The 19,505-nt window shown below is 66.3% G+C and carries 18 protein-coding genes; 10 read left to right on the top strand and 8 right to left on the bottom strand.

The genetic code is table 11. The annotated features are described in order from the left end of the window. The first annotated feature begins 1 nt into the window (after position 1). From EWH10_RS10110 to EWH10_RS10085, 6 genes are read left to right on the top strand one after another with little or no spacing between them, the layout of a single operon-like run. Entirely contained in the window at positions 2 to 1,624 is a 1,623-nt protein-coding gene (locus tag EWH10_RS10110) for a tetratricopeptide repeat protein (protein ID WP_065845987.1), read from the top strand. After that, positions 1,611 to 2,510 carry a 4-(cytidine 5'-diphospho)-2-C-methyl-D-erythritol kinase gene (locus tag EWH10_RS10105; protein WP_044662368.1) on the top strand — a complete coding sequence of 300 codons (900 nt, stop codon included), beginning with the start codon at positions 1,611 to 1,613 and terminating at the stop codon, positions 2,508 to 2,510. Before EWH10_RS10110 ends, EWH10_RS10105 begins: the two co-directional genes overlap by 14 nt. After that, positions 2,507 to 3,223 (top strand): N-formylglutamate amidohydrolase, encoded by a 717-nt coding sequence (locus tag EWH10_RS10100; RefSeq protein WP_044662367.1) that lies wholly within the window; start codon positions 2,507 to 2,509, stop codon positions 3,221 to 3,223. The genes EWH10_RS10105 and EWH10_RS10100 overlap by 4 nt, the downstream gene beginning before the upstream one ends. A 19-nt stretch (positions 3,224 to 3,242) precedes the next feature. After that, positions 3,243 to 3,602, top strand: coding sequence for a hypothetical protein (locus tag EWH10_RS10095; protein WP_044663160.1), 360 nt, complete (start codon positions 3,243 to 3,245; stop codon positions 3,600 to 3,602). Beyond that, positions 3,602 to 4,996 carry an NAD(P)H-hydrate dehydratase gene (locus tag EWH10_RS10090; protein ID WP_083198867.1) on the top strand — a complete coding sequence of 465 codons (1,395 nt, stop codon included), beginning with the start codon at positions 3,602 to 3,604 and terminating at the stop codon, positions 4,994 to 4,996. Before EWH10_RS10095 ends, EWH10_RS10090 begins: the two co-directional genes overlap by 1 nt. Continuing rightward, on the top strand, positions 4,993 to 6,198 hold the full coding sequence (locus EWH10_RS10085; protein WP_044662366.1) for a class I SAM-dependent RNA methyltransferase: 1,206 nt from the start codon (positions 4,993 to 4,995) through the stop codon (positions 6,196 to 6,198). The genes EWH10_RS10090 and EWH10_RS10085 overlap by 4 nt, the downstream gene beginning before the upstream one ends. Positions 6,199 to 6,272: 74 nt before the next feature. Here the strand turns inward: EWH10_RS10085 and EWH10_RS10080 are convergent, their stop codons facing one another. From EWH10_RS10080 to EWH10_RS10055, 6 genes are all read right to left on the bottom strand, one after another. Then, positions 6,273 to 7,466, bottom strand: a complete 1,194-nt coding sequence (locus EWH10_RS10080; protein WP_044662365.1) for a type III PLP-dependent enzyme — start codon at positions 7,464 to 7,466, stop codon at positions 6,273 to 6,275. Between the two features lie 148 nt (positions 7,467 to 7,614). Further along, positions 7,615 to 8,787 carry a carboxynorspermidine decarboxylase gene (locus EWH10_RS10075; RefSeq protein ID WP_044662364.1) on the bottom strand — a complete coding sequence of 391 codons (1,173 nt, stop codon included), beginning with the start codon at positions 8,785 to 8,787 and terminating at the stop codon, positions 7,615 to 7,617. A 118-nt stretch (positions 8,788 to 8,905) separates the two neighbouring features. Continuing rightward, entirely contained in the window at positions 8,906 to 10,111 is a 1,206-nt protein-coding gene (locus EWH10_RS10070; RefSeq protein ID WP_025547389.1) for a saccharopine dehydrogenase family protein, read from the bottom strand. Between the two features lie 142 nt (positions 10,112 to 10,253). After that, positions 10,254 to 10,604 carry a GFA family protein gene (locus tag EWH10_RS10065; protein ID WP_025547387.1) on the bottom strand — a complete coding sequence of 117 codons (351 nt, stop codon included), beginning with the start codon at positions 10,602 to 10,604 and terminating at the stop codon, positions 10,254 to 10,256. A gap of 112 nt (positions 10,605 to 10,716) precedes the next feature. Beyond that, positions 10,717 to 12,300 carry a cisplatin damage response ATP-dependent DNA ligase gene (locus EWH10_RS10060; RefSeq protein ID WP_025547386.1) on the bottom strand — a complete coding sequence of 528 codons (1,584 nt, stop codon included), beginning with the start codon at positions 12,298 to 12,300 and terminating at the stop codon, positions 10,717 to 10,719. Then, positions 12,300 to 13,292 carry a ligase-associated DNA damage response exonuclease gene (locus tag EWH10_RS10055; RefSeq protein WP_044662363.1) on the bottom strand — a complete coding sequence of 331 codons (993 nt, stop codon included), beginning with the start codon at positions 13,290 to 13,292 and terminating at the stop codon, positions 12,300 to 12,302. Before EWH10_RS10055 ends, EWH10_RS10060 begins: the two co-directional genes overlap by 1 nt. 133 nt (positions 13,293 to 13,425) lie before the next feature. Between EWH10_RS10055 and EWH10_RS10050 the strand changes: the two genes are divergently transcribed. Both EWH10_RS10050 and EWH10_RS10045 read left to right on the top strand, forming a co-directional pair. After that, positions 13,426 to 14,643, top strand: coding sequence for a BtaA family protein (locus EWH10_RS10050; RefSeq protein ID WP_044663158.1), 1,218 nt, complete (start codon positions 13,426 to 13,428; stop codon positions 14,641 to 14,643). Further along, positions 14,643 to 15,290 carry a class I SAM-dependent methyltransferase gene (locus EWH10_RS10045; protein WP_044662362.1) on the top strand — a complete coding sequence of 216 codons (648 nt, stop codon included), beginning with the start codon at positions 14,643 to 14,645 and terminating at the stop codon, positions 15,288 to 15,290. Before EWH10_RS10050 ends, EWH10_RS10045 begins: the two co-directional genes overlap by 1 nt. A 146-nt stretch (positions 15,291 to 15,436) precedes the next feature. Here EWH10_RS10045 and hemA read toward each other — a convergent pair whose 3' ends face one another. Together hemA and murI are read right to left on the bottom strand one after the other, a co-directional pair. Then, on the bottom strand, positions 15,437 to 16,657 hold the full coding sequence (gene hemA, locus EWH10_RS10040) for a 5-aminolevulinate synthase (RefSeq protein WP_044662361.1): 1,221 nt from the start codon (positions 16,655 to 16,657) through the stop codon (positions 15,437 to 15,439). A 152-nt stretch (positions 16,658 to 16,809) separates the two neighbouring features. After that, positions 16,810 to 17,613: a glutamate racemase gene (gene murI, locus EWH10_RS10035; RefSeq protein WP_025547377.1), complete on the bottom strand. Its 804-nt coding sequence runs from the start codon at positions 17,611 to 17,613 to the stop codon at positions 16,810 to 16,812. Positions 17,614 to 17,796: 183 nt separating this feature from the next. Between murI and plsY the strand changes: the two genes are divergently transcribed. Then, on the top strand, positions 17,797 to 18,411 hold the full coding sequence (plsY, locus tag EWH10_RS10030; RefSeq protein WP_037481602.1) for a glycerol-3-phosphate 1-O-acyltransferase PlsY: 615 nt from the start codon (positions 17,797 to 17,799) through the stop codon (positions 18,409 to 18,411). After that, positions 18,408 to 19,490 (top strand): DNA-processing protein DprA, encoded by a 1,083-nt coding sequence (dprA, locus tag EWH10_RS10025; protein WP_065845988.1) that lies wholly within the window; start codon positions 18,408 to 18,410, stop codon positions 19,488 to 19,490. Before plsY ends, dprA begins: the two co-directional genes overlap by 4 nt. The last annotated feature ends 15 nt before the right edge of the window (positions 19,491 to 19,505 follow it).

The following is a 19,505-nucleotide window of genomic DNA, read 5'->3' as shown; positions in this document are numbered from 1 at the left end:
CATGCTGGTGCTGCCCGCCGCGGCGGGCGCATCGGTGGACCCCGGCAGCGCATTGCATGCCTATATGCGGGGGCGCCTGGCCGATGACGACGGCGCTCCCGGCCTTGCGCTGACCAGCTACCGGCAAGCGCTGGCGGGCGATCCCGCCAGTCTGGAGGTTGCACGCCGATCCTATTTCCAGGCGGTGATCAGCGGCGATATGGGGCTGGCGCTGCGCTCCGCCGCCGTACTGGAAAGCGACGGAATCCTGCCGCGCGACGGCACTCTGCTCCAGATCGCGGATGCGCTGAACCGGAAGGATTGGGCAGGTGCAAGGCTGATCGTCGACCGCATGGTGGCGGAAGGCAATTTCGCCTTTCTGGCGCCGATCATGCGCAGCTGGATATCGGTGGGGGAGGGGCGCTATGCGGCGCCCGTCATCGATCCCACGGATCGTTTCGCCTCCCTCGCGAAACGTTATCTGGACGAACATCTGGCGCTGCAGGCGCTGCGTAACGGCGACCTTCAGACTGCCCGGCCATCGATCAACCAGGCGCTTGCATTGCGGACCGCGGAGGCGGACGAACTGCGGCTGCTCTTCGCCGGACAATTGGCGGCGCGGGGCGCCAGGGCGGATGCGCTGGCGCTTCTGCCCGAAACCCACGCCAATTTCGCGCAGGCCCGCGAGGATATTGCCAGGGGCAAGGCGCTTTCGTTCCATGGCAAGGCCCTGACGGCGGGGCAGGGGTTCGCCCGGCTGCTTACCCGGCTGGCAGCCGACATATCCTCGGACGGCAGCACGGGGTCGCTGGGGATCAGGCTTGCGCGCATCGCCGCCTTTGCCGATCCTGCCGGGGCCGCGCCCCGCATCGTCGCCGCCGATTTGCTGAGCCGGGGCGGCTATGCGGCCTATGCGGTCGAGGAAGCCCGCAAGGTCCCCGGCGCCGGCTGGTACGGCGCGCTGGGGCAGGCCGAACTGGTCGAGGCATTGGCGGCGGCGGGCCAGCGGCCGGAGGCGATCACCCTTGCCCATGCGCTCGCAGCCGTCCCCAATGCGGAGCCCGAACGCCATGTCCGGCTGGGTCAGTTGCTGATGCAGGAAAAGGATTACCGGGCGGCCGCATCGGCCTTCCGCGCGGCGCAGGCAGGCTATTCGGACGATGCTGTTCCCTGGGCGCTGCTGCTGTTCGAAGGCAGCGCGTTGGAACAGGGCGCGCAATGGGACGAGGCGAGGGCGGTGCTGGAGAGGGCGGCCAGGCTGGCGCCGAACGAACCCGCCATACTCAATTATCTGGGCTATGCGCAGATCGAGCGGCGGCAGAACATGGATGCGGCGCTGGAATTGCTGAAGAAGGCGAGCGCGCTGAAGCCGCAGGATGCATCGATCACCGACTCCCTGGGCTGGGCGCAGTTCGTGACCGGCGACATCGATGCCGCCGTGCCGATATTGGAGCGGGCAGCGGCGGGCGCACCCTCAGACGCGACCGTCAACGAACATCTGGGCGATGCGCTCTGGGCAGCCGGACGACGATATGAGGCGCGCTATGCCTGGCGCGCCGCGGCCGTCTTTGCTGAGGGAGAGACGGCGCAGCGACTGGCCGCCAAGACGAAAGAGGGGATGAAGCCGGAATATGCCGCACGTTGAAGCGGAGGATGTCGCCGCCCGCCCCGTGGACGCGGGCGAACTGGTCGAAACCGCCTTTGCCAAGATCAATCTGGCGCTCCATGTCCGGGGCAAGCGGGCAGACGGCTATCATGCGCTGGAGAGCCTGTTCGTCTTCGCCGAGTTGGGCGACCGGCTGACGGGCCGCATCCGCGCGGACGGAGAAATCAGGCTGGAGATGGATGGCCCGTTCGGCCCCTTGCTGGATGGCGGCCCGGACAATCTGGTGGTGAAGGCCGCCCGCGCGTTGCAGGCCCATCTGGGGGGAAGTCCCGGCGCCGATCTGAGGCTGACCAAGATATTGCCTGTCGCCTCGGGCATTGGCGGCGGTTCCGCCGATGCCGCGGCTGCGCTGCGTTTGCTGACCAGGCTCTGGAATGCGCCGATGGCTCCGCAGGCTCTGGAGCGCATCGCCCTGTCATTGGGATCGGACGTTCCCGCCTGCATCGGCAGCATCCCGCAAATGGTGCGTGGACGCGGCGAGCTATTGCAGCCCCAGGCTGTCGAAGGCCTTACCGCCATGCCGATCCTGCTCGTCAATCCCGGCGTCGCCCTGTCGACCGCGGAAGTCTTCGGACTTTGGGATCGACTAGACCGGGGTCCGCTTGCGGCAGAGGGGCTGGAACAGTTGATCAGCGAGGGGCGCAACGACCTGGAGCAGGCCGCCATGGCGGCAGCGCCGGTCGTCGCGGATGTACTGGCGGCGCTGGGAGCCTGCGCCGGATCGCGCCTTGTCCGCATGTCCGGGTCGGGCGCGACCTGCTTCGCCCTCTTCGATACGGATCGGCAGATGGCGGAGGCGGCGGCAGCCTTGCGCGCTGGTTGGAACGGATGGTGGGTCGCGGAAACGAGGATCAGGGCGGCATGAGCGAGGCTTTCACACAGATCGATGGAGGCGACCTCAACATCCTGATCATTGCCGATCATGCCTCGGCGCATGTTCCGGCGGACATTGATCTTGGGATCGATGCCGCCTTGCTGAGCGATCATATCGCCATAGACATCGGCGTGGCGGAGGTCAGCACGCTGCTGGCGCGGCAACTGGGCTGCACGGCGGTGCTCGGCGGCGTTTCGCGCCTCGTCATCGACCTCAACCGGGAAGAGGATGCACCCGGCCTGCTGCCCGTCATGAGCGATGGCCATGCCATTGCGGGAAACCGCCATGCCGACCTCGCCGACCGGATGATGCGGTTCCACCACCCCTATCATCATCATGTCGCGCGGCTGCTGGACGGCATGGCTTCGCCGTTCATCCTGTCCGTCCACAGCTTCACGCCGCGCCTCGCCAGCGATCCCGATCAGAAGCGGCCCTGGGACATCGGCGTGCTCTACAACCAGGATGACAGGGCCGCGCGGATCGCCATTCCCATGTTGGAGGCGGCGGGGCTCAAGGTGGGTGACCAACTGCCCTATTCGGGCAAGGTGCTGAACGCCACGATGAACCGTCATGCGGAGAGGAACGGCATTCCCTATCTGGGCATAGAGATGCGGCAGGATCTGGTCGGCGATGCGGAAGGGCAAAGGCGATTTGCCGCAATATTGGCTCCGGTGGTTCTCGAATGCCGCAGCCGGCTCGCATGACGGGCAGCGGGCAGGAATGATGAAATCCCGCTCGTTGATGCAAGATGCGCTTCTGTGTCTGGCGCTGGCCGGATGCAGCCCTCGCCCGGAGTCCGGCGAACTTGCGGGGAAAGGGCGGGAAATAATTTTCTGCGCAATCGGACCGGGCGCGGAGTGGAGCGAGGATTGTGCGGTCGAGCGGGATGGGAAGATGCTGACGGTGCGCCATGCGGACGGCGGCTTCCGGCGCTTCCGGATAGTCCATGACGGACGCGGAATCGCGCCGGCGGACGGGGCGGAACAGGCCGGTATTCAGGTCGCCGGCAAGGGGGCAATCGCGTTGAGCGTCGGGCAGGACCGCTATCGCCTTCCGGCCCGCTTCTCCGAAGGGAAGAAATGATGCGGATGCATGCGATCCTGACGGCGGCCGAGATGCGGCGGGCGGAGCAGGCCGTGATCGCAGCCGGCATCCCCGAATATATGCTGATGGAGCGCGCGGGGGCCGCCGCTGCGGAGATCATCTGGCGGGCAGGTGGAAAGCGTGATTTGCTGGTCCTCTGCGGTCCCGGCAATAATGGCGGCGACGGCTTCGTGATCGCGCGGCTCCTTCGGGCGCGAGGCGTGCCGGTGCGCGTCGCCGCCCTTGGCGAAAGCCGAACGGATTCTAGCATGAAGGCGCGGGAGGCATGGGGTGGCCCCGTCGAAGCTTTCCTGGACGCGGCGCCGGCGACGCAGATCGTGGACGCGCTGTTCGGGACCGGCCTCTCTCGTGGGCTGGACGGGGCGATCGCGGCGAAGCTGCGCGCCCTTACCGAACAGGCGAGCTTCAGCTATGCCGTGGACCTGCCGAGCGGCGTGCAGACGGATAGGGGCGAACTGCTTTCCGATGTGCCTGACATGGGCGTCTGCATTGCCCTAGGTGCGCTAAAGCCGGCGCATATGTTGCAACCGGCCGCAGGATGCTGGCGGCGGCTGGTTTGTGCCGACATCGGCATTGATGCGTCCGGCGCGAAGATTCACCGGCTGGCGCCGCCGCAATTGCATCCGCCGGCCCCCGAGGCGCATAAATATAGCCGGGGGTTGGTTGCCGTGGTGGGCGGCGAAATGGCAGGCGCCGGACTGCTCGCCAGCCAGGCCGCGGCACGCGCGGGATCGGGCATGGTTCGGCATCTGGTGCAGGGTTCGGTGCACTTGGGGCCGGGCGCCATCGTTACGCAGCAGGCCGATAAGGCGGGGGATGTAGCGCGTTCGCTGAACGACGATCGGTTCAGGGCCATATTGGTAGGGCCGGGACTGGGACGTGGGAGCGAGGCTTCGGATCGGTTGAAAGCCGTACTTGCCGCCGGGCATCCGCTCGTTCTGGACGCCGATGCGCTGGTCTTGCTGGGAGAAGAGGGGGTGGACGCCATTCCGCAGGGCTCGGTCCTGACGCCCCATGAAGGCGAATTTGTCCGCCTGTTCGGAAATCTGCCGGGCAGCAAGGTGGAACGGGCGCTGGAGGCGGCGAAGCGGACGCGCGCGACGCTGATCTACAAGGGAAGCGACAGCATTGTCGCCTCGCCGGATGGGCGCGCTGTCCTTTCGCCGCCGGGTTCATCCTGGCTGTCGACGGCGGGGACGGGCGATGTTCTGGCGGGGCTGGTCGCTGCTCGGCTCGCTGTCACGGGGGACGGATTCCAGGCGGCATGTGAAGCGCTGTGGCTGCATGGAGAGGCGGCGAGGCGGGCGGGCGCGGCGTTCATCGCGGACGATTTGCTTGCGGAGCTGCCAGCGGCTATCGCCTCCCGCCTGTGACCGACCCTGATACCGACATCATCGTCCGCATCGCCGCGAAGGGCGATGGCGTGACCGCCCTTGGCCGCCATGTTCCGTTGACCGCGCCTGGAGACAGGATTGCGGCGGACGGCGGCATATTGCAGGGGCCGCATCATGTCGACGCGCCATGCGTTCACTTTCCGACCTGCGGCGGATGCGAGTTGCAGCATATCGACGATGCGAGCTACGCGGAGTTCGTGACGGCGCGCGTTGCAGGAGCCCTGGCAGGGCAGGGCGTGGAACCCGGCATGCTTCTGCCGCCGCATATCTCGCCGCCGAAGGTCCGTCGCCGTGCATCGCTGCGCGCGAGCAGGCAGGGGCGGAAGGTCGTCATCGGCTTTGCCGAATCGGGCAGCCATATGCTGGTCGACCTCGCGATGTGCGAGATCCTCGATCCCCGGCTGTTCGCGCTGGTGGCGCCGCTGAGGAGCCTGTGCGCGGTCATCCTGCCCGAGAAGCGCGCTGCGCATGTCCGCATGTCGCTGACCGATCAGGGCGTCGACCTTTTGCTGGAGGGCGTGCGGATCGAGGGGCTTGCCGCCGACGAGGCGCTTCTAACTTTTGCGCAGGACCATGGGCTGGCTCGCCTGACCATCGATGAAGGGGAGGGTCCGCAGACGCGGTGGGAACCGGAGCCGGTCACGGTCCGCTTCGGCGGCGTGCCGGTTGCCTTTCCGCCCTTCGCATTTCTTCAGGCGACCCCCGATGGCGAAGCCGCGCTGGCGCGGGAAGCGCAGGCCGCCATGCCGGCGGAGGGCGCCGTTGCGGATCTCTTTTGCGGGCTTGGCACATTCGCCCTGGCTTTGGGGGATGAGCGGCCCGTCTATGCGGCGGAGGCGGCGCGTGATCTTGTCCTCTCCCTCCAATCGGCGGCGAATAGGGCGCGGCGGCGCATGGTGGCGGATCATCGCGATCTGTTCAGGCGACCGCTGACGCCTGCGGAGATTGACCGGTTCGCGGGGATTGTCATCGATCCGCCGCGCGCAGGGGCGCGCGAGCAGGCGATGCAGCTCGCCGCATCGCGGGTGCCGGTGATCGCCTATATTTCGTGCAACCCTGCCAGTTTCGCGCGGGATGCCGCGCATCTGATCGCCGGCGGCTATCGGCTGGAGCGGGTTCGGCCGGTGGGGCAGTTCCGCTGGTCCACCCATGTGGAACTGGTCGGCATCTTCCGGCGCTGAAAGATTAGCCCCTCGCCGCGGGGGAGTGCGGCGAGGGGCCTTGCATCCTCTCCTCAAGGGGGAGGCCCAAGCCTCTACCCCAGCTTGATGACAGTTGCGCGACGGCGGACCGGAATCGCATCGACATAGAGGCTAGCCATCGGCTCATCCTCCACCTCCACCACGGCTTCGGATGTGAAGCCGTTGAAGCCGGTGCGCATCGCAGCGCCATAGGCGCCGAGCATCCCGATTTCGATATAGTCGCCCGCCTGCACGTCGTCCGGCAGCATGAAGGGGCCGACCATATGGTCCATGTCGTCGCAGGTGGGGCCATAGAAGGAGAAGCCGGTCAGTTCCGCCTCGCTCTCTTCCTCGCGCAGCAGGGCCACAGGGAAGCGCCAGCCGATATGCGCCGCGTCGAACAGCGCGCCATAGGCGCCGTCGTTGATATAGAGTTCCGTGCCGCGGCGGCGTTCGACGCGCACGACGACCGAACTGTATTCGGCGGAAAGGGCGCGGCCGGGCTCGCACCATAGTTCGGCCGAATAGCTGATCGGCAGGCTCTCGAAACCGCGGTGGATCGCGTCGAAATAATTTTCGAGCGCGACCGGCTCCATGCCGGGATAGATGGACGGGAAGCCGCCGCCGACATCGATGATGTCGACCGTGACAGCCGCGTCGACAATGGCGGCGCGCACGCGTTCGATGGCGTCGCTATAGGCCTGCGGGCTCATCGCCTGGCTGCCGACATGGAAGCAGATGCCCAGCGCATCGGCCGCCTGGCGGGTCGCCATCAGCAGTTCGCGGGTCTCGCCCAGTTCCGCGCCGAATTTGGACGCAAGGCTGAGTTCCGAATGTTCGGAGGAAACGCGCAGGCGCACGCACAGTTCAAGATCGGTCGCATCATTCGTGGCGCGCATGATCTTCGCCAGCTCGTCCAGCGTGTCGAGCGAGAAGGTGCGCACGCCATGGATGTGATAGGCCTCTGCAATCGCTTCCTCGGCCTTGACCGGGTGCATGAAGCAAAGCTTGCCTTCGCCCTGCAGCGTCTCCGCCACCAGGCGCACCTCCGCAATGGACGCCACGTCGAAATGCGTGATGCCGGAAGCGAAGAGGGTGCGGATCAGATCGGGAGACGGATTCGCCTTGACTGCATAGAGCGAGCGCCCCGGAAACTTCTCAGAGAAGAATCGGGCGGCCCGGGCCGCAGCCTGGGGACGGATCAGCGTTACCGGTGCTGCCGGTTTGAGGGCGGTCGCTACCCCCAGCGCGCTATGATGCTTGTGCAACTCAAGGGACCTCCAGGGTAGTCGTTGGCAAAGAAGCTGCCTTGCGGTGGAAGTCCCATGGGGCAGCGGAAGGGCGATATATGCGGCAGGGGTCCCCCTGTAAAGCGCATGCGTAAATTTTGTTGCGCGACCGGCTATGAAATGTGCGTCAGGAGAGACGGGACTTGAAATCCTGGTAGGAAAACTCGCGGATTTGCTTGAGTTCGTCGGTTTCCGAGTTCCACAGCCAGATGGCCGGCAGCGGCACGCCGTTGAATGTGTTGGTCTTTACCATCGAATAATGGGCCTGGTCGAGGAAGGCGATCCGCCGCCCCGGAGTCGCGCCGCCCGGGACTCGATAGTCCCCTATGATGTCCCCGGCGAGGCAGGATGGACCACCGAGTCGGGTGACGGGGCCGTCCGCTTCCTCATGCAGCATGGCCGGGCGGTAGGGCGCCTCGATCACGTCGGGCATGTGGCAGGTGGCGGAGATGTCGGTGATTGCCACGGGCATGCCGTTGTCGATCACGTCGAGGATTTCGCCGACCAATATGCCCGCGTCCAGCGCCATCGCCTCGCCCGGCTCGATATAGAGTTCGAGGCCGGTTTGCGCCTTTATCGCCTGGAGGAAGGCGATCAGGTCGTCGATCTGGTAATCCGCGCGCGTGACATGATGTCCGCCGCCGAAGTTCAGCCATTTGAGGCGGCCGACATGGGGCATGACGCGGGATTCGATGGCGGCCCAGGTACGCTGAAGCGGCAGGAAATCCTGTTCGCACAGATTGTGGATGTGGAGGCCGTCGACGCCCTCCAGATGTTCGGGGCGCAGCTGGTCGATGGGAAAGCCGAGGCGGCTGTGCGGTTGGGACGGGTCATATTTGGGCACCTCCCCCTCCGCATGGAGGGGGTTGAGGCGCAGGCCGATGTCGAAGTTCACACCGTTCATCCGGGCATCGTCGATGACCGGGCGCAGGCGGGCGATCTGGCCGGGGCTGTTGAAGATGACATGGTCCGAAATCCTGAGGATTTCGGCCAGATCTTCAGGCTTGTAGGCGGCGCAATAGGTGGCGACTTCGCCGCGATATTCTTCCCGGCCGAGGCGCGCTTCATATATGCCCGAGGCGCAGACGCCGTCGAGATATTCGCCGATCACGCCCCCAAGCGACCACATGGAGAAGGCCTTGAGCGCACCCAGCACCCTGATCCCCGCGCGGTCGCGGATGTCGCGCAGGACCGACAGGTTGCGGCGCACCGCGGCCTCGTCCACCACGAAGGCGGGCGAAGGGACGCGGCGCAGGTCGAAATGGGCGAAGGCGGCGGGATCGCCGGCTTTGGTTTCCATCGGTTCATCCACGCCGCCCTGAGCCTGTTGAGGTGCGGCTTACTTTGAAGAAAAGTAAGGGGCTTCGACAGGCTCAGCCCGAACGGCGTCAGGAACGAAGCTTTTTTAGAAATCCAGTTTAGAAATCCAGCGGCGCGGGCAGTTCCTTCACCTGCCAGGGCAGGCCGTGCCGGTTCAGCATGTCCATGAAGGGATCGGGATCGAACTGTTCGATGTTGAACACGCCTTCACCCCGCCATGCGCCGGTCAGCATCAGCGCCGCGCCGATCATCGCGGGGACGCCGGTGGTGTAGCTGACCGCCTGGTTGCCGGTTTCGGCATAGGCGTCCTCATGGTCGCAGACATTATAGACATAGACCGTCTTCTGGCTTCCATCCTTGAGGCCGGTGGCGATGTCGCCGATATTGGTCTTGCCCCTGGTGGTCGAACCCAGGCTGGACGGTTCGGGCAGCACGGCCTTCAGGAACTGGAGCGGGATGATTTCCTGCCCATTGTACATCACGGGATCGATGCGGGTCATGCCGACATTCTGGAGCACTTCCAGATGCTTGAGATAAGCGTCGCCAAAGGTCATCCAGAAACGGATGCGCTTGATTTCGGGGTAGAATTTGGCGAGCGATTCCAGTTCCTCATGATACATGAGGTACATGTTCTTCTGCCCCACCTGGTCGAAGTCGAAGACCTGCTTGTGTTTCAGCGCCGGGCCCTCCACCCACTTGCCGCCTTCCCAGTGGCGCGAGGGCGCGGTGACTTCGCGGATGTTGATTTCCGGGTTGAAGTTGGTGGCGAAATGCTGGCCATGGTCGCCGCCATTGCAGTCGAGTATGTCGAGCGTGTCGATCCGGTCGAGCAGATGCTTCCTGATATAGCTGGCGAAGACGCTGGTGACGCCGGGGTCGAAGCCCGAGCCCAGCAGCGCCATGATGCCGGCTTCCTTGAAGCGCTCCTGATAGGCCCACTGCCAGCTATATTCGAACTTCGCCGTGTCGCGCGGTTCGTAATTGGCGGTGTCGAGATAGTCGGTTTTGGTCGCGAGGCAGGCGTCCATGATCGCCAGGTCCTGATAGGGCAGGGCAAGGTTCACGACCAGTTTGGGCTGCACCCTTTCGATGAGGGCGACGGTTTCGGCGACATTGTCGGCGTCGACCTGCGCCACGTCGATGGTGACGCCGGTACGGGCCTTCACCGATTCGGCCACCTTCTCGCAGGAGACGATGCGGCGGCTGGCGAGTGTGATATGGCTGAAAATGTCAGAGTTCATCGCCATTTTGTGAACCGCGACAGACCCGACGCCACCCGCACCAATGACCAGAACCTTGCTCAATTCAACTGCTCCATAGCTGTGCCGCGCGATCCGCGCGAAAGCGCCCATATAGGGAGTTGGCGTTACAGCGCAAAGTCAGTCTGTCGAGAGGGAGCCCGGGCAGCCCCCCTCCCGCACGCCATGGGCTGAATATCGACCGGTCCTAGAAACTCGCCCCATCCACCTTGCTGATCCTGAGCGCGTCGAGATCGACGGAGGGAACGCAGCGCAGATTGATGGCCTGCATGGCCGAGCCATCGGGGCCCTGGCCCTGTGCGAAGGCCTGCGTGCCGCAGTCGGTGCAGAACTGGTGCGTGATCCTGTGCCTGTAGAATTGATAGTCGCTCAGCTTGTCCGCGCCGCTGTCGAGGGTGAACTGGTCCGCGGGGACGAAGGTCAGCATGAAGCCCTTGCGGCGGCAGTGGGAGCAGTTGCAGGTCATCGCCTCGCCGGGCGCATCGGCGGCTACGGTGAAGGTGACGGCGCCGCAATGGCAGCTTCCGGTGTAGGGCATTGGAATCTCCTTTTTTGGAGAGCCTAGAGGCATTGGGACTGGAAGGGAATTGGGGGAATCGGGTGATTTTCCGCCATAGGCCCGTCCTCTTCAGGTTCAGGCGAGGCGCGCGTCAGTTCACCAACCGTCTTAATCCCTCCACCGTATCCGCCTCATGCGCAGGCTTGTCCTTCCGAATGCGCGCGATCCGGGGGAAGCGCATGGCCAGCCCCGATTTATGCCGCTTGCTTTCGTGGATGCTGTCGAAGGCGACCTCCAGCACCAGCGACTTTTCCACCTCCCGCACCGGGCCGAAGCGGTTGACCGTGTTGGTCCGCACGAAGCGGTCGAGCCATTTCAGCTCCTCGTCGGTGAAGCCGCTATAGGCTTTGCCGACGGGCAGCAGTTCGCCATCCGCCGTCCAGCAGCCGAAGGTATAGTCGGAATAGAAGGAGGAGCGTTTGCCATGGCCCCGCTGCGCGTACATCATCACGCAGTCGGCGGTCAGCGGATCGCGTTTCCATTTATACCAGAGCGCGGCCTTGCGCCCCGCGACATAGGGGCTGTCGCGGCGCTTGAGCATCACGCCCTCGATCGCGGCGTCGCGGGCGCCGGCGCGTATTTCCGCCAGGCTGTCGAAATCGGGTGCTTCGATGAGGGCCGAGATGTCGAAGCGGTGCGGGTCCAGCTGGGGCACGGTGGCTTCGAGGCGGAGGCGGCGCTGTTCCCAGGGGAGCGGCCGAAGGTCCTCCTCCGCGTCGAGCAATATGTCGTAGAGGCGGACGAAGGCGGGATAATCGTCCATCATCTTCGCCGTCACCGCCTTGCGGCCGAGGCGTTGCTGGAGGGCGTTGAAGCTGGCAGCCTCTCCGCCCTGAAACTCCCCTTTCACGAGCAGTTCTCCGTCCAGCACCGCATGATGGCGGAAGGCTTCGGCTATGTCGGGGAAGCTGCCGGTGATGTCGTCTCCGGCGCGGCTGTAGAGGCGGGTCTGCGCGCCCGTGCCGACGATCTGGATGCGGATGCCGTCCCATTTCCATTCGGCGGCATAGTCGGAAAGGTCGACGCTTTCGGCCTCCAGCGGATGAGCGAGCATGAAGGGGCGGAAGAAGGGCGTGCCGGCGGGATCCGGGCGGTCCGACCTGCCCTCCGCCCAGGCGAACAGGTCGGCATAGGGTGGGGCCAGTGCGTGCCAGCATTCCTCGACATCGTCGACGTCGAGCCCGAAGGCCTGGGCGAAGCCGGTCTTGGCGAGCCGGGCGGAGATGCCGACGCGCAGGCCGCCGGTCGCGAGCTTCAGCAGGGCGAAGCGGCCGGAGGCGTCGAGATGGTCCATCATCCTGGCCAGGGTCGTCGGGGCGGCGGCGCGGCTGGTGGCGTGGAGGCGGTCGACTATGGCGGATAGGGTGAGGGAGCCGTCGTCCACCTCCGGCGGCTGGTCCTCCGCCTTGGGCCAGAGGAGGGCCACGGTTTCGGCGAGGTCGCCCACATAGTCCCGGCTCATTTCGAAAAGGACCGGATCGACGCGGGCGCGGGTCATTTCCGCTATGGTGGAAGCCTTGACCGCTTTCAGGTCGAGATTGCCGGTGAGGGCGGCGAGCGCCCAGCCCCGGTCCGGGTCGGGGGCGCTGCGCATGTAGCTGGCGATAAGGTCCAGCTTGCCGTTGCGGGAGCGGGTGTAGACGAGGCCGTCGAGAAGCCGGGAGAAGGCGCGCATCAGCCTTCATCCTCGTCTTCGCGGCCCACCAGGGCAAGGGCGCGGGCGCGCATCTGGTGGGTCATGCACCAGTGGAGCAGGGCTTCCTCCCGCCCGTGGGTGATCCAGGTTTCCGACGGGGCCACCTCGCGGATGGTGTCGGTCAGCTCGTCCCAGTCGGCATGGTCGGAAATGATGAGCGGAAGTTCGACATTGCGCTGGCGGGCGCGCTGGCGGACGCGCATCCAGCCCGACGCCATGGCGGTGATCGGGTCGGGCAGGCGGCGGCTCCAGCGGTCGTTGAGGGCGGATGGGGGCGAGACGACGATGCGGCCGCGCATGTCCCCGGCGGGGAGGCCGGTCGCCGGGCGCAGCTCTCCCAGGGCGACGCCGAATTGTTCGTAGAGCGCGCACATCCTCTCCAGCGCGCCATGGATGTGGATGGGGTCGTGATGGCCCCGGGCGCGCAGTTCGCAGATCAGGCGCTGCGCCTTGCCCAGGGCGTAGGCGCCGACCAGGACGCAGCGGTCGGGATGGGCGTGCAGGGCGGCGAGCAGGCGGTCGACCTCGCTGCCCGTGTCGGGATGGCGGAAGACCGGCAGGCCGAATGTGGCTTCGGTGACGAAGATGTCGCAGGGGACGGGTTCGAAGGCTTTGCAGGTGGGATCGGGGCGGCGCTTGTAGTCGCCGGTGACGACCACGCGCTCGCCGGCGTGGGACAGCAGGATCTGGGCGGAACCGAGGACATGGCCGGCGGGCACATAGCTGATCGTGACTCCGTTCATGCGGATTTCTTCGCCATAGGGCACCGCCGTGCCCGACGCGGTGCCGTAGCGCAGGGCCATGATCGCCAGCGTTTCCTCCGTCGCCCAGACATGGCCGTGGCCGCCGCGCGCATGATCGGCATGGCCATGGGTGACGAGCGCGCGTTCCCGCGGGACGGAGGGATCGATCCAGGCATCGGCCGGGCGGACATAGATGCCGGTGGGGTGGGGTTCGATCCAGTGAGGCATTGCTGTGGAAGAAGGTGGAATGCGCCGCTTGGTTCCGCAAGGGCCTTCATATTGCCGTAACCCGATCGTCATGGGTACGACATGCCGTTGCCCTATGCGCCGCCGGACGACCGGCAGCGAGGAGGCGCGGCACATGGCATCTACGGCTCACCAGAATGTTACCCGCGCGGTGCACCGGCATCGGCATCTGTCGAAACAGGGCCTGCTGGAACGGGCCTTCACCTTTGCGTTCCGGGGCCTTGTCTATGCGCAGATCTGGGAAGATCCGGAGGTCGACATGGAAGCGCTGGCGATCGGGCCGGACAGCCATGTCGTCACCATCGCTTCGGGCGGGTGCAATGTGCTGAGCTATCTGACGGCCGATCCGGCGAAGATCACGGCGGTCGACCTCAACACCGCGCATATCGCGCTCAACCGGCTGAAGCTGGCGGCGGCACAGGCATTGCCGGACCATCGGGCCTTCCATCGCTTCTTCGCCAGGGCGGATTGCAGGGAGAATGTGGCGGCCTATCGCACCTTCGTGGCGCCGGTGCTGGACGACGCCACGCGGCGCTATTGGGAGGGGCGGGACTTCATCGGGCGGCGGCGGATCGGCGGCTTTGCGCGGGGGATTTACAGGCATGGGCTGCTGGGGCGCTTCATCGGCGCGGCGCATCTGCTGGCGCGGTTGCATGGCGTCGATCCGCGGCGGATGCTGGATGCGAAATCGCGGGAGGAGCAGCGGGCGATCTTCGAAACGGAGCTGGCGCCGGTGTTCGACAGCGCCTTCATGCGGTGGCTGACGAGCCAGCCGGCTTCGCTCTTCGGCCTGGGCATCCCGCCCGCGCAATATGAGGCGCTGGCCGGGGACGCGCGGATGGACGGCGTGCTGAAGGCGCGGCTGGAAAAGCTGGCCTGCGGCTTCGACCTCAAGGACAATTATTTCGCGGTGCAGGCTTTCGGGCGCGGTTATGCCGGCGGCGAGGGGCCATTGCCGCCCTATTTGCAGGCCGCGAACCATGCGGCCGTGGTGGAACGCGCCGGGCGGGTGGATGTCCGGCATGTGAACTTCACCGACTTCCTGGCGTCGCAGGAGGCGGGGTCCGTCGATCGCTACATCCTGCTCGACGCGCAAGACTGGATGGACGATGCGCAGTTGAACGCGCTCTGGGCCCAGATCACGCGAACGGCGAAACGGGGTGCGCGGGTGCTGTTCCGGACGGCGGGCGAACCGAGCATCCTGCCGGGGCGGGTCGACGATACGCTGCTGTCGCGCTGGGACTATCGGGCGGAGGAATCGCGGGAATATACGGCGCGGGACCGCTCGGCCATTTATGGCGGCGTCCACCTCTATGTGCTGGGGAGCGCGTGATGACGGGCGGGCATGGCGGGCTGATGGACAGCGTCTATCGGCATCAGCGGCACATTTACGACCTGTCGCGGAAATTCTACCTGCTGGGGCGGGATGGGCTTATTGCCGATCTGGCGCCGCCGCGCGGTGGGGCGGTGCTGGAGATCGGCTGCGGCACGGGACGCAATCTGATCGCCGTGGGCAAGGCCTGGCCGGAGGCGCGGCTCTATGGCGTCGATATTTCCGAGGCGATGCTGGGGACGGCGCGCAAAGCCGTGGCGAAGGCGGGCCTGGCGGATCGCGTCGTGCTGGCGCAGGGGGATGCCTGTGCGTTCGATGCAGGGGCGCTGTTCGGGCGCGAACGGTTCGAGCGGGTGTTCATCAGCTATGCGCTGTCCATGATCCCGGACTGGGAAGCGGCTCTGGGGCAGGCGGCGGGTTGCGTCGCGCATGGCGGCAAGCTGGAGATTGTCGACTTCGGGCAGCAGGATGGTCTGCCGGGCTTGTGGAAGCGGGCGCTGTTCGGGTGGCTGGCGCGCTTTCATGTGTCGCCGCGGGCGGAATTCAGGCAGGCGATCGGCAGGGTGGCGGCGGACATGGGGGGCTTTGCGCATAGCCGGAGCCTGTATCGGGGCTATGCAGTCAGGGGTGGGTTGATCCGGCTGTGAGTTTTTGGCCGGTTCCCGGATCGGGGTTGCGAATTCCGGCCTGACCGCTGGAAATTGCCGCTGATTTGCGCCGATCCATCCCAGCCCCCCGCCTGTGGGAGGGGGAATGAGGACAGCGCCTCCAGCGGAATTCGCGCAGGCGCCGGTCAGGCCGCTTTCTTGAATTCCAGTTCGAGCCGGTCCCAGATTTCCACCAGAGCATCGACCAGTTCGCGCATCATTTCTTCGGTATGCGCCGGTCCGGGCGTGAAGCGCAGGCGTTCCGTGCCGCGCGGGACGGTGGGATAGTTGATGGGCTGCACATAGGCGCCATATTCCGCCAGCAATATGTCGCTGATCCGCTTGGCCTTCACCGGGTCGCCCACCATCAGGGGGACGATGTGCGTCACCGACGGCATCACCGGCAGGCCGGCTTCCGCCATCAGGCGCTTCAGGGTCGCGGCGGACGCCTGCTGGCCCTCCCGTTCCTCGCTCGACTGCTTGAGGTGACGGACGCTGGCCAGCACGCCGGCGACCAGCACGGGGGACAGGGAGGTGGTGAAGATGAAGCCGGGCGCATAGCTGCGGATCACGTCGACGATCATCTGGTCGGCGGCGATATAGCCGCCCATCACGCCGAACGCCTTGCCCAGCGTGCCTTCGATGATGGTCACGCGATCGGCCACCTCGTCCCGTTCGGAAATGCCGCCGCCGCGCGCGCCGTACATGCCGACTGCATGAACCTCGTCCAGATAGGTGAGGGCATTATATTCGTCGGCCAGGTCGCAGATCGCGGCGATGGGGGCGATGTCGCCGTCCATCGAATAGACGCTTTCGAAGGCGATCAGCTTGGGCGCTTCCGGGTCTTCGGCGGCCAGCAGTTCGCGCAGATGATCGACGTCATTGTGGCGGAAGACGCGCTTCTCGCAGCCCGAATTGCGGATGCCCGCGATCATCGAGGCATGGTTCAGCTCGTCGGAGAAGATGATGCAGCCGGGCAGGATCTTGGCGAGGGTCGAGAGCGTCGCTTCGTTCGAGACATAGCCCGAGGTGAAGAGCAGCGCGCCTTCCTTGCCGTGCAGGTCGGCCAGTTCGGCCTCCAGATCGACATGATAATGGGTGTTGCCGCCGATATTGCGGGTGCCGCCCGAGCCCGCGCCGACATCGTGCAGCGCCTCTTCCATCGCGGCGACGACCTTGGGATGCTGGCCCATGGCGAGATAGTCGTTGGAGCACCAGACGGTGATGGGCTTGGGCCCGTTATGACCGTGGAAGCAGCGGGCGTTGGGGAAGGCGCCCTTGTTGCGCAGGATGTCGATGAACACGCGATAGCGGCCTTCGCTATGGAGCCGGTCGATCGCCTGCGTGAAGATGTGCTTGTAGTTCACTTGAACGCCCTGTCCCTATTCCCGCATCCCCTCTTTGAGGGGCATTTATCCGCTGTTTTGGCCTATTACCAGTGATAAACGCTCGCAGCCTTAGGGAGAATTACCTATCACACTGATAGAAGGACTTGCGATTGGACCAAAGGTCCACCCCTTCAAAGTCCTTCGATCCGTTGCAAGCCATAGCCTTCCAGCGCTGGGCGGAGTGGCTCCACGCTCTCGTCCAGGCGAGTGAAGACCGCGGTTCCGGGCTGCGGTTCGGACGGCCATGGCTGCCCCTGGGTGAGATAGGCGATGCGGCGCGCAATTCCTTCACCGCCGTGCACGAATCTGAGCGGACGGGGCGAAGCGGCGGCCAGTTCGGCCTCCACCAGCGGAAAATGCGTGCAGGCGAGGACCACTATGTCCATCCGATCGCCGCCCGGCTGGTCGAACAGGCCGGCCAGCGCGTCCCGCGCAATGGCGGGATCGAGCGGTTCGCCGCGCAGTTTCGCCTCGGCAAGCTGGACGAGCGCGGCCGACCCATGGCGCAGGACCGTGCAGTCGGCGCCATGTTCGGCCGCGAGCCTGTCGACATAGGGCTGGCGCACCGTGGCGTCGGTGCCGAGCACGCCGAATACCCGGCTTTGCGAGAGCAGGGCGGCAGGCTTGATTGCCGGTACCGTGCCGACAACGGGGATGTCGAGCGCGGCGCGGACCGCCGGCAGGGCGATGGTGGAGGCGGTGTTGCAGGCGATGACGGCGAGGCGCGGGCGGTAGCGCTCCACCAGCCGCCCGAGCAGGGCGGGCACGCGGGCGGCGATCTCCGCCTCGCTCTTGGTGCCATAGGGGAAGCCCGCGCTGTCCGCGGCATAGACGACCGGCGCGTTGGGCAGGGCGCTTCGTGCCGGGCCAAGGATGGAAAGCCCGCCGACGCCGGAATCGAAGAAAAGAAGGGGGGCATGGGGTGCGACTGTCATCGGGCAGACATGTCGCGGCATGGGGCGGGCCTGTCAACTTCCCTCAAGAGCCCTCCCCTTGAGAGGAAGGGCTTGATGGCGGGAACCCCCATCCCCGATATTCCGACCCATATTTCGTCACCTTCGCCATTGCCCGGTTCGCCGGGAACGCTATGGTCGCGCCGCAACCAATTTGGCGAGATCATGACTCCTCCCTGGCTACTTCCCGCATTCGTCCTGCTGATCGGTTATCTGCTGGGTTCCATCCCATTCGGGCTGCTGCTGACGCGCCTCACCGGGGCGGGCGACCTGCGCAAGATCGGGTCGGGGAATATCGGCGCGACCAATGTGCTGCGGACGGGGCGAAAGGGGCTGGCGGCGGCGACGCTGCTGCTCGATCTGCTGAAGGGCGCGGCGGCGGTGCTGGTCGGCGCGGCGCTGGTCGATGGTGGCGGGCCGATGGCCGGGGCCATGGCCTTTATCGGACATTGCTATCCGGTCTGGCTGCGCTTTGCCGGGGGCAAGGGCGTGGCGACCATGATGGGCGTGGTGACGGCGCTGTACTGGCCGGCGGGGATCGTCTTCGCGGCCGTGTGGCTGGGGGCGCTGTTCGGGACCAGATGGTCGTCGGTCGGCGGCATGTCCGCGGCGGTCAGCGCGCCTGTCGCCATGTGGTGCTTCGGCCGAATCGAGCTGGTCCCCGTCGCGCTGGCGCTCGCATTGATCGTGCTGTGGCGGCACCGGGAGAATATCGCGCGGCTCGCCAGGGGAACCGAACCGAAGGTGGGCGCTTCGAAAAAGGCGGCGGCCGGGGAATGAGCGAGCAGGAGCGGTTCAACCGCCTGCGCCTGATCCGTTCGCCGCGCATCGGCCCTGTCACCTTCCGCCAGTTGATGGCGCGTTTCGGCACGGCGGGCGAGGCCTTGCGCGCGGTGCCCGATCTGGCGGCGCGCGGCGGCGGCAAGGCCAGCATCGTGGACGCGAAGATCGTCGAGCAGGAGATCGCGCGCAGCCGGGCGGCTGGCGCCCGCTACCTGATCATGGGCGATGCCGATTACCCCTTTCTGCTGGAGCAGATGGAGGGCGCGCCGCCGGCCCTGATCGTGCGCGGGGACGTATCGCTGGCGGCGCGGGATTGCGTGGCGATGGTGGGGGCGCGCAACGCCTCCGCCGCGGCGTGCCGCTTCGCCCGGATGCTGGCGCAGGATCTGGGACAGCATGGGGCGGTCGTGGTGTCGGGGCTGGCGCGGGGGATCGATACGGCCGCGCATCAGGGCGCGCTGGAGAGCGGCACCATCGCCGTCATCGCCTGCGGCATCGACATCGCCTTCCCGCCCGAAAATGCGGAATTGCAGGAGCGGCTGGCCGAGGAAGGGCTGCTGGTCACGGAGCATCCGCCGGGCACGCAGCCGCTGGCCCGGCAGTTCCCGGCGCGCAACAGGATCATCGCCGGGCTGGCGCGGGGGACCGTCGTCGTGGAAGCCGCGCCCCGGTCCGGTTCGCTGATCACGGCGCGGCTGGCGGGGGAGGCGGGACGGGAGGTGATGGCGGTGCCCGGCTCTCCGCTCGATCCCCGCGCCCAGGGGTGCAACCAGTTGATCCGGGAGGGCGCGGTGCTGGTCCAGAGCGCCGCCGACGTGATCGAGGCGATCGGCGCCATCGACCCGCGCATGGTTCGGCAGCCCGGCGGCCACTTCGCGGGCGAGCCGCCGTCCGGCGACGTGGCCGAGCGGGAGCGGGCGTCGGTCGTCGCGCTGCTGGGACCGGCGCCCGTGCCGGTGGATGAACTGATAAGGCTGTCGGGCCTTGGCCCCGCCGTGGTGCAGACCGTGCTGCTGGAACTGGAACTCGCCGCCCGGCTGGAGCGGCATGCGGGTGGGAAGGTCAGCCTGTCGTGACGGGGCGTCCTGACC

Source organism: Sphingobium fuliginis, from assembly GCF_004152845.1.
Taxonomy (GTDB): Bacteria; Pseudomonadota; Alphaproteobacteria; order Sphingomonadales; family Sphingomonadaceae; genus Sphingobium; species Sphingobium fuliginis.
This window is presented reverse-complemented; position numbering and strand designations above follow the sequence as displayed.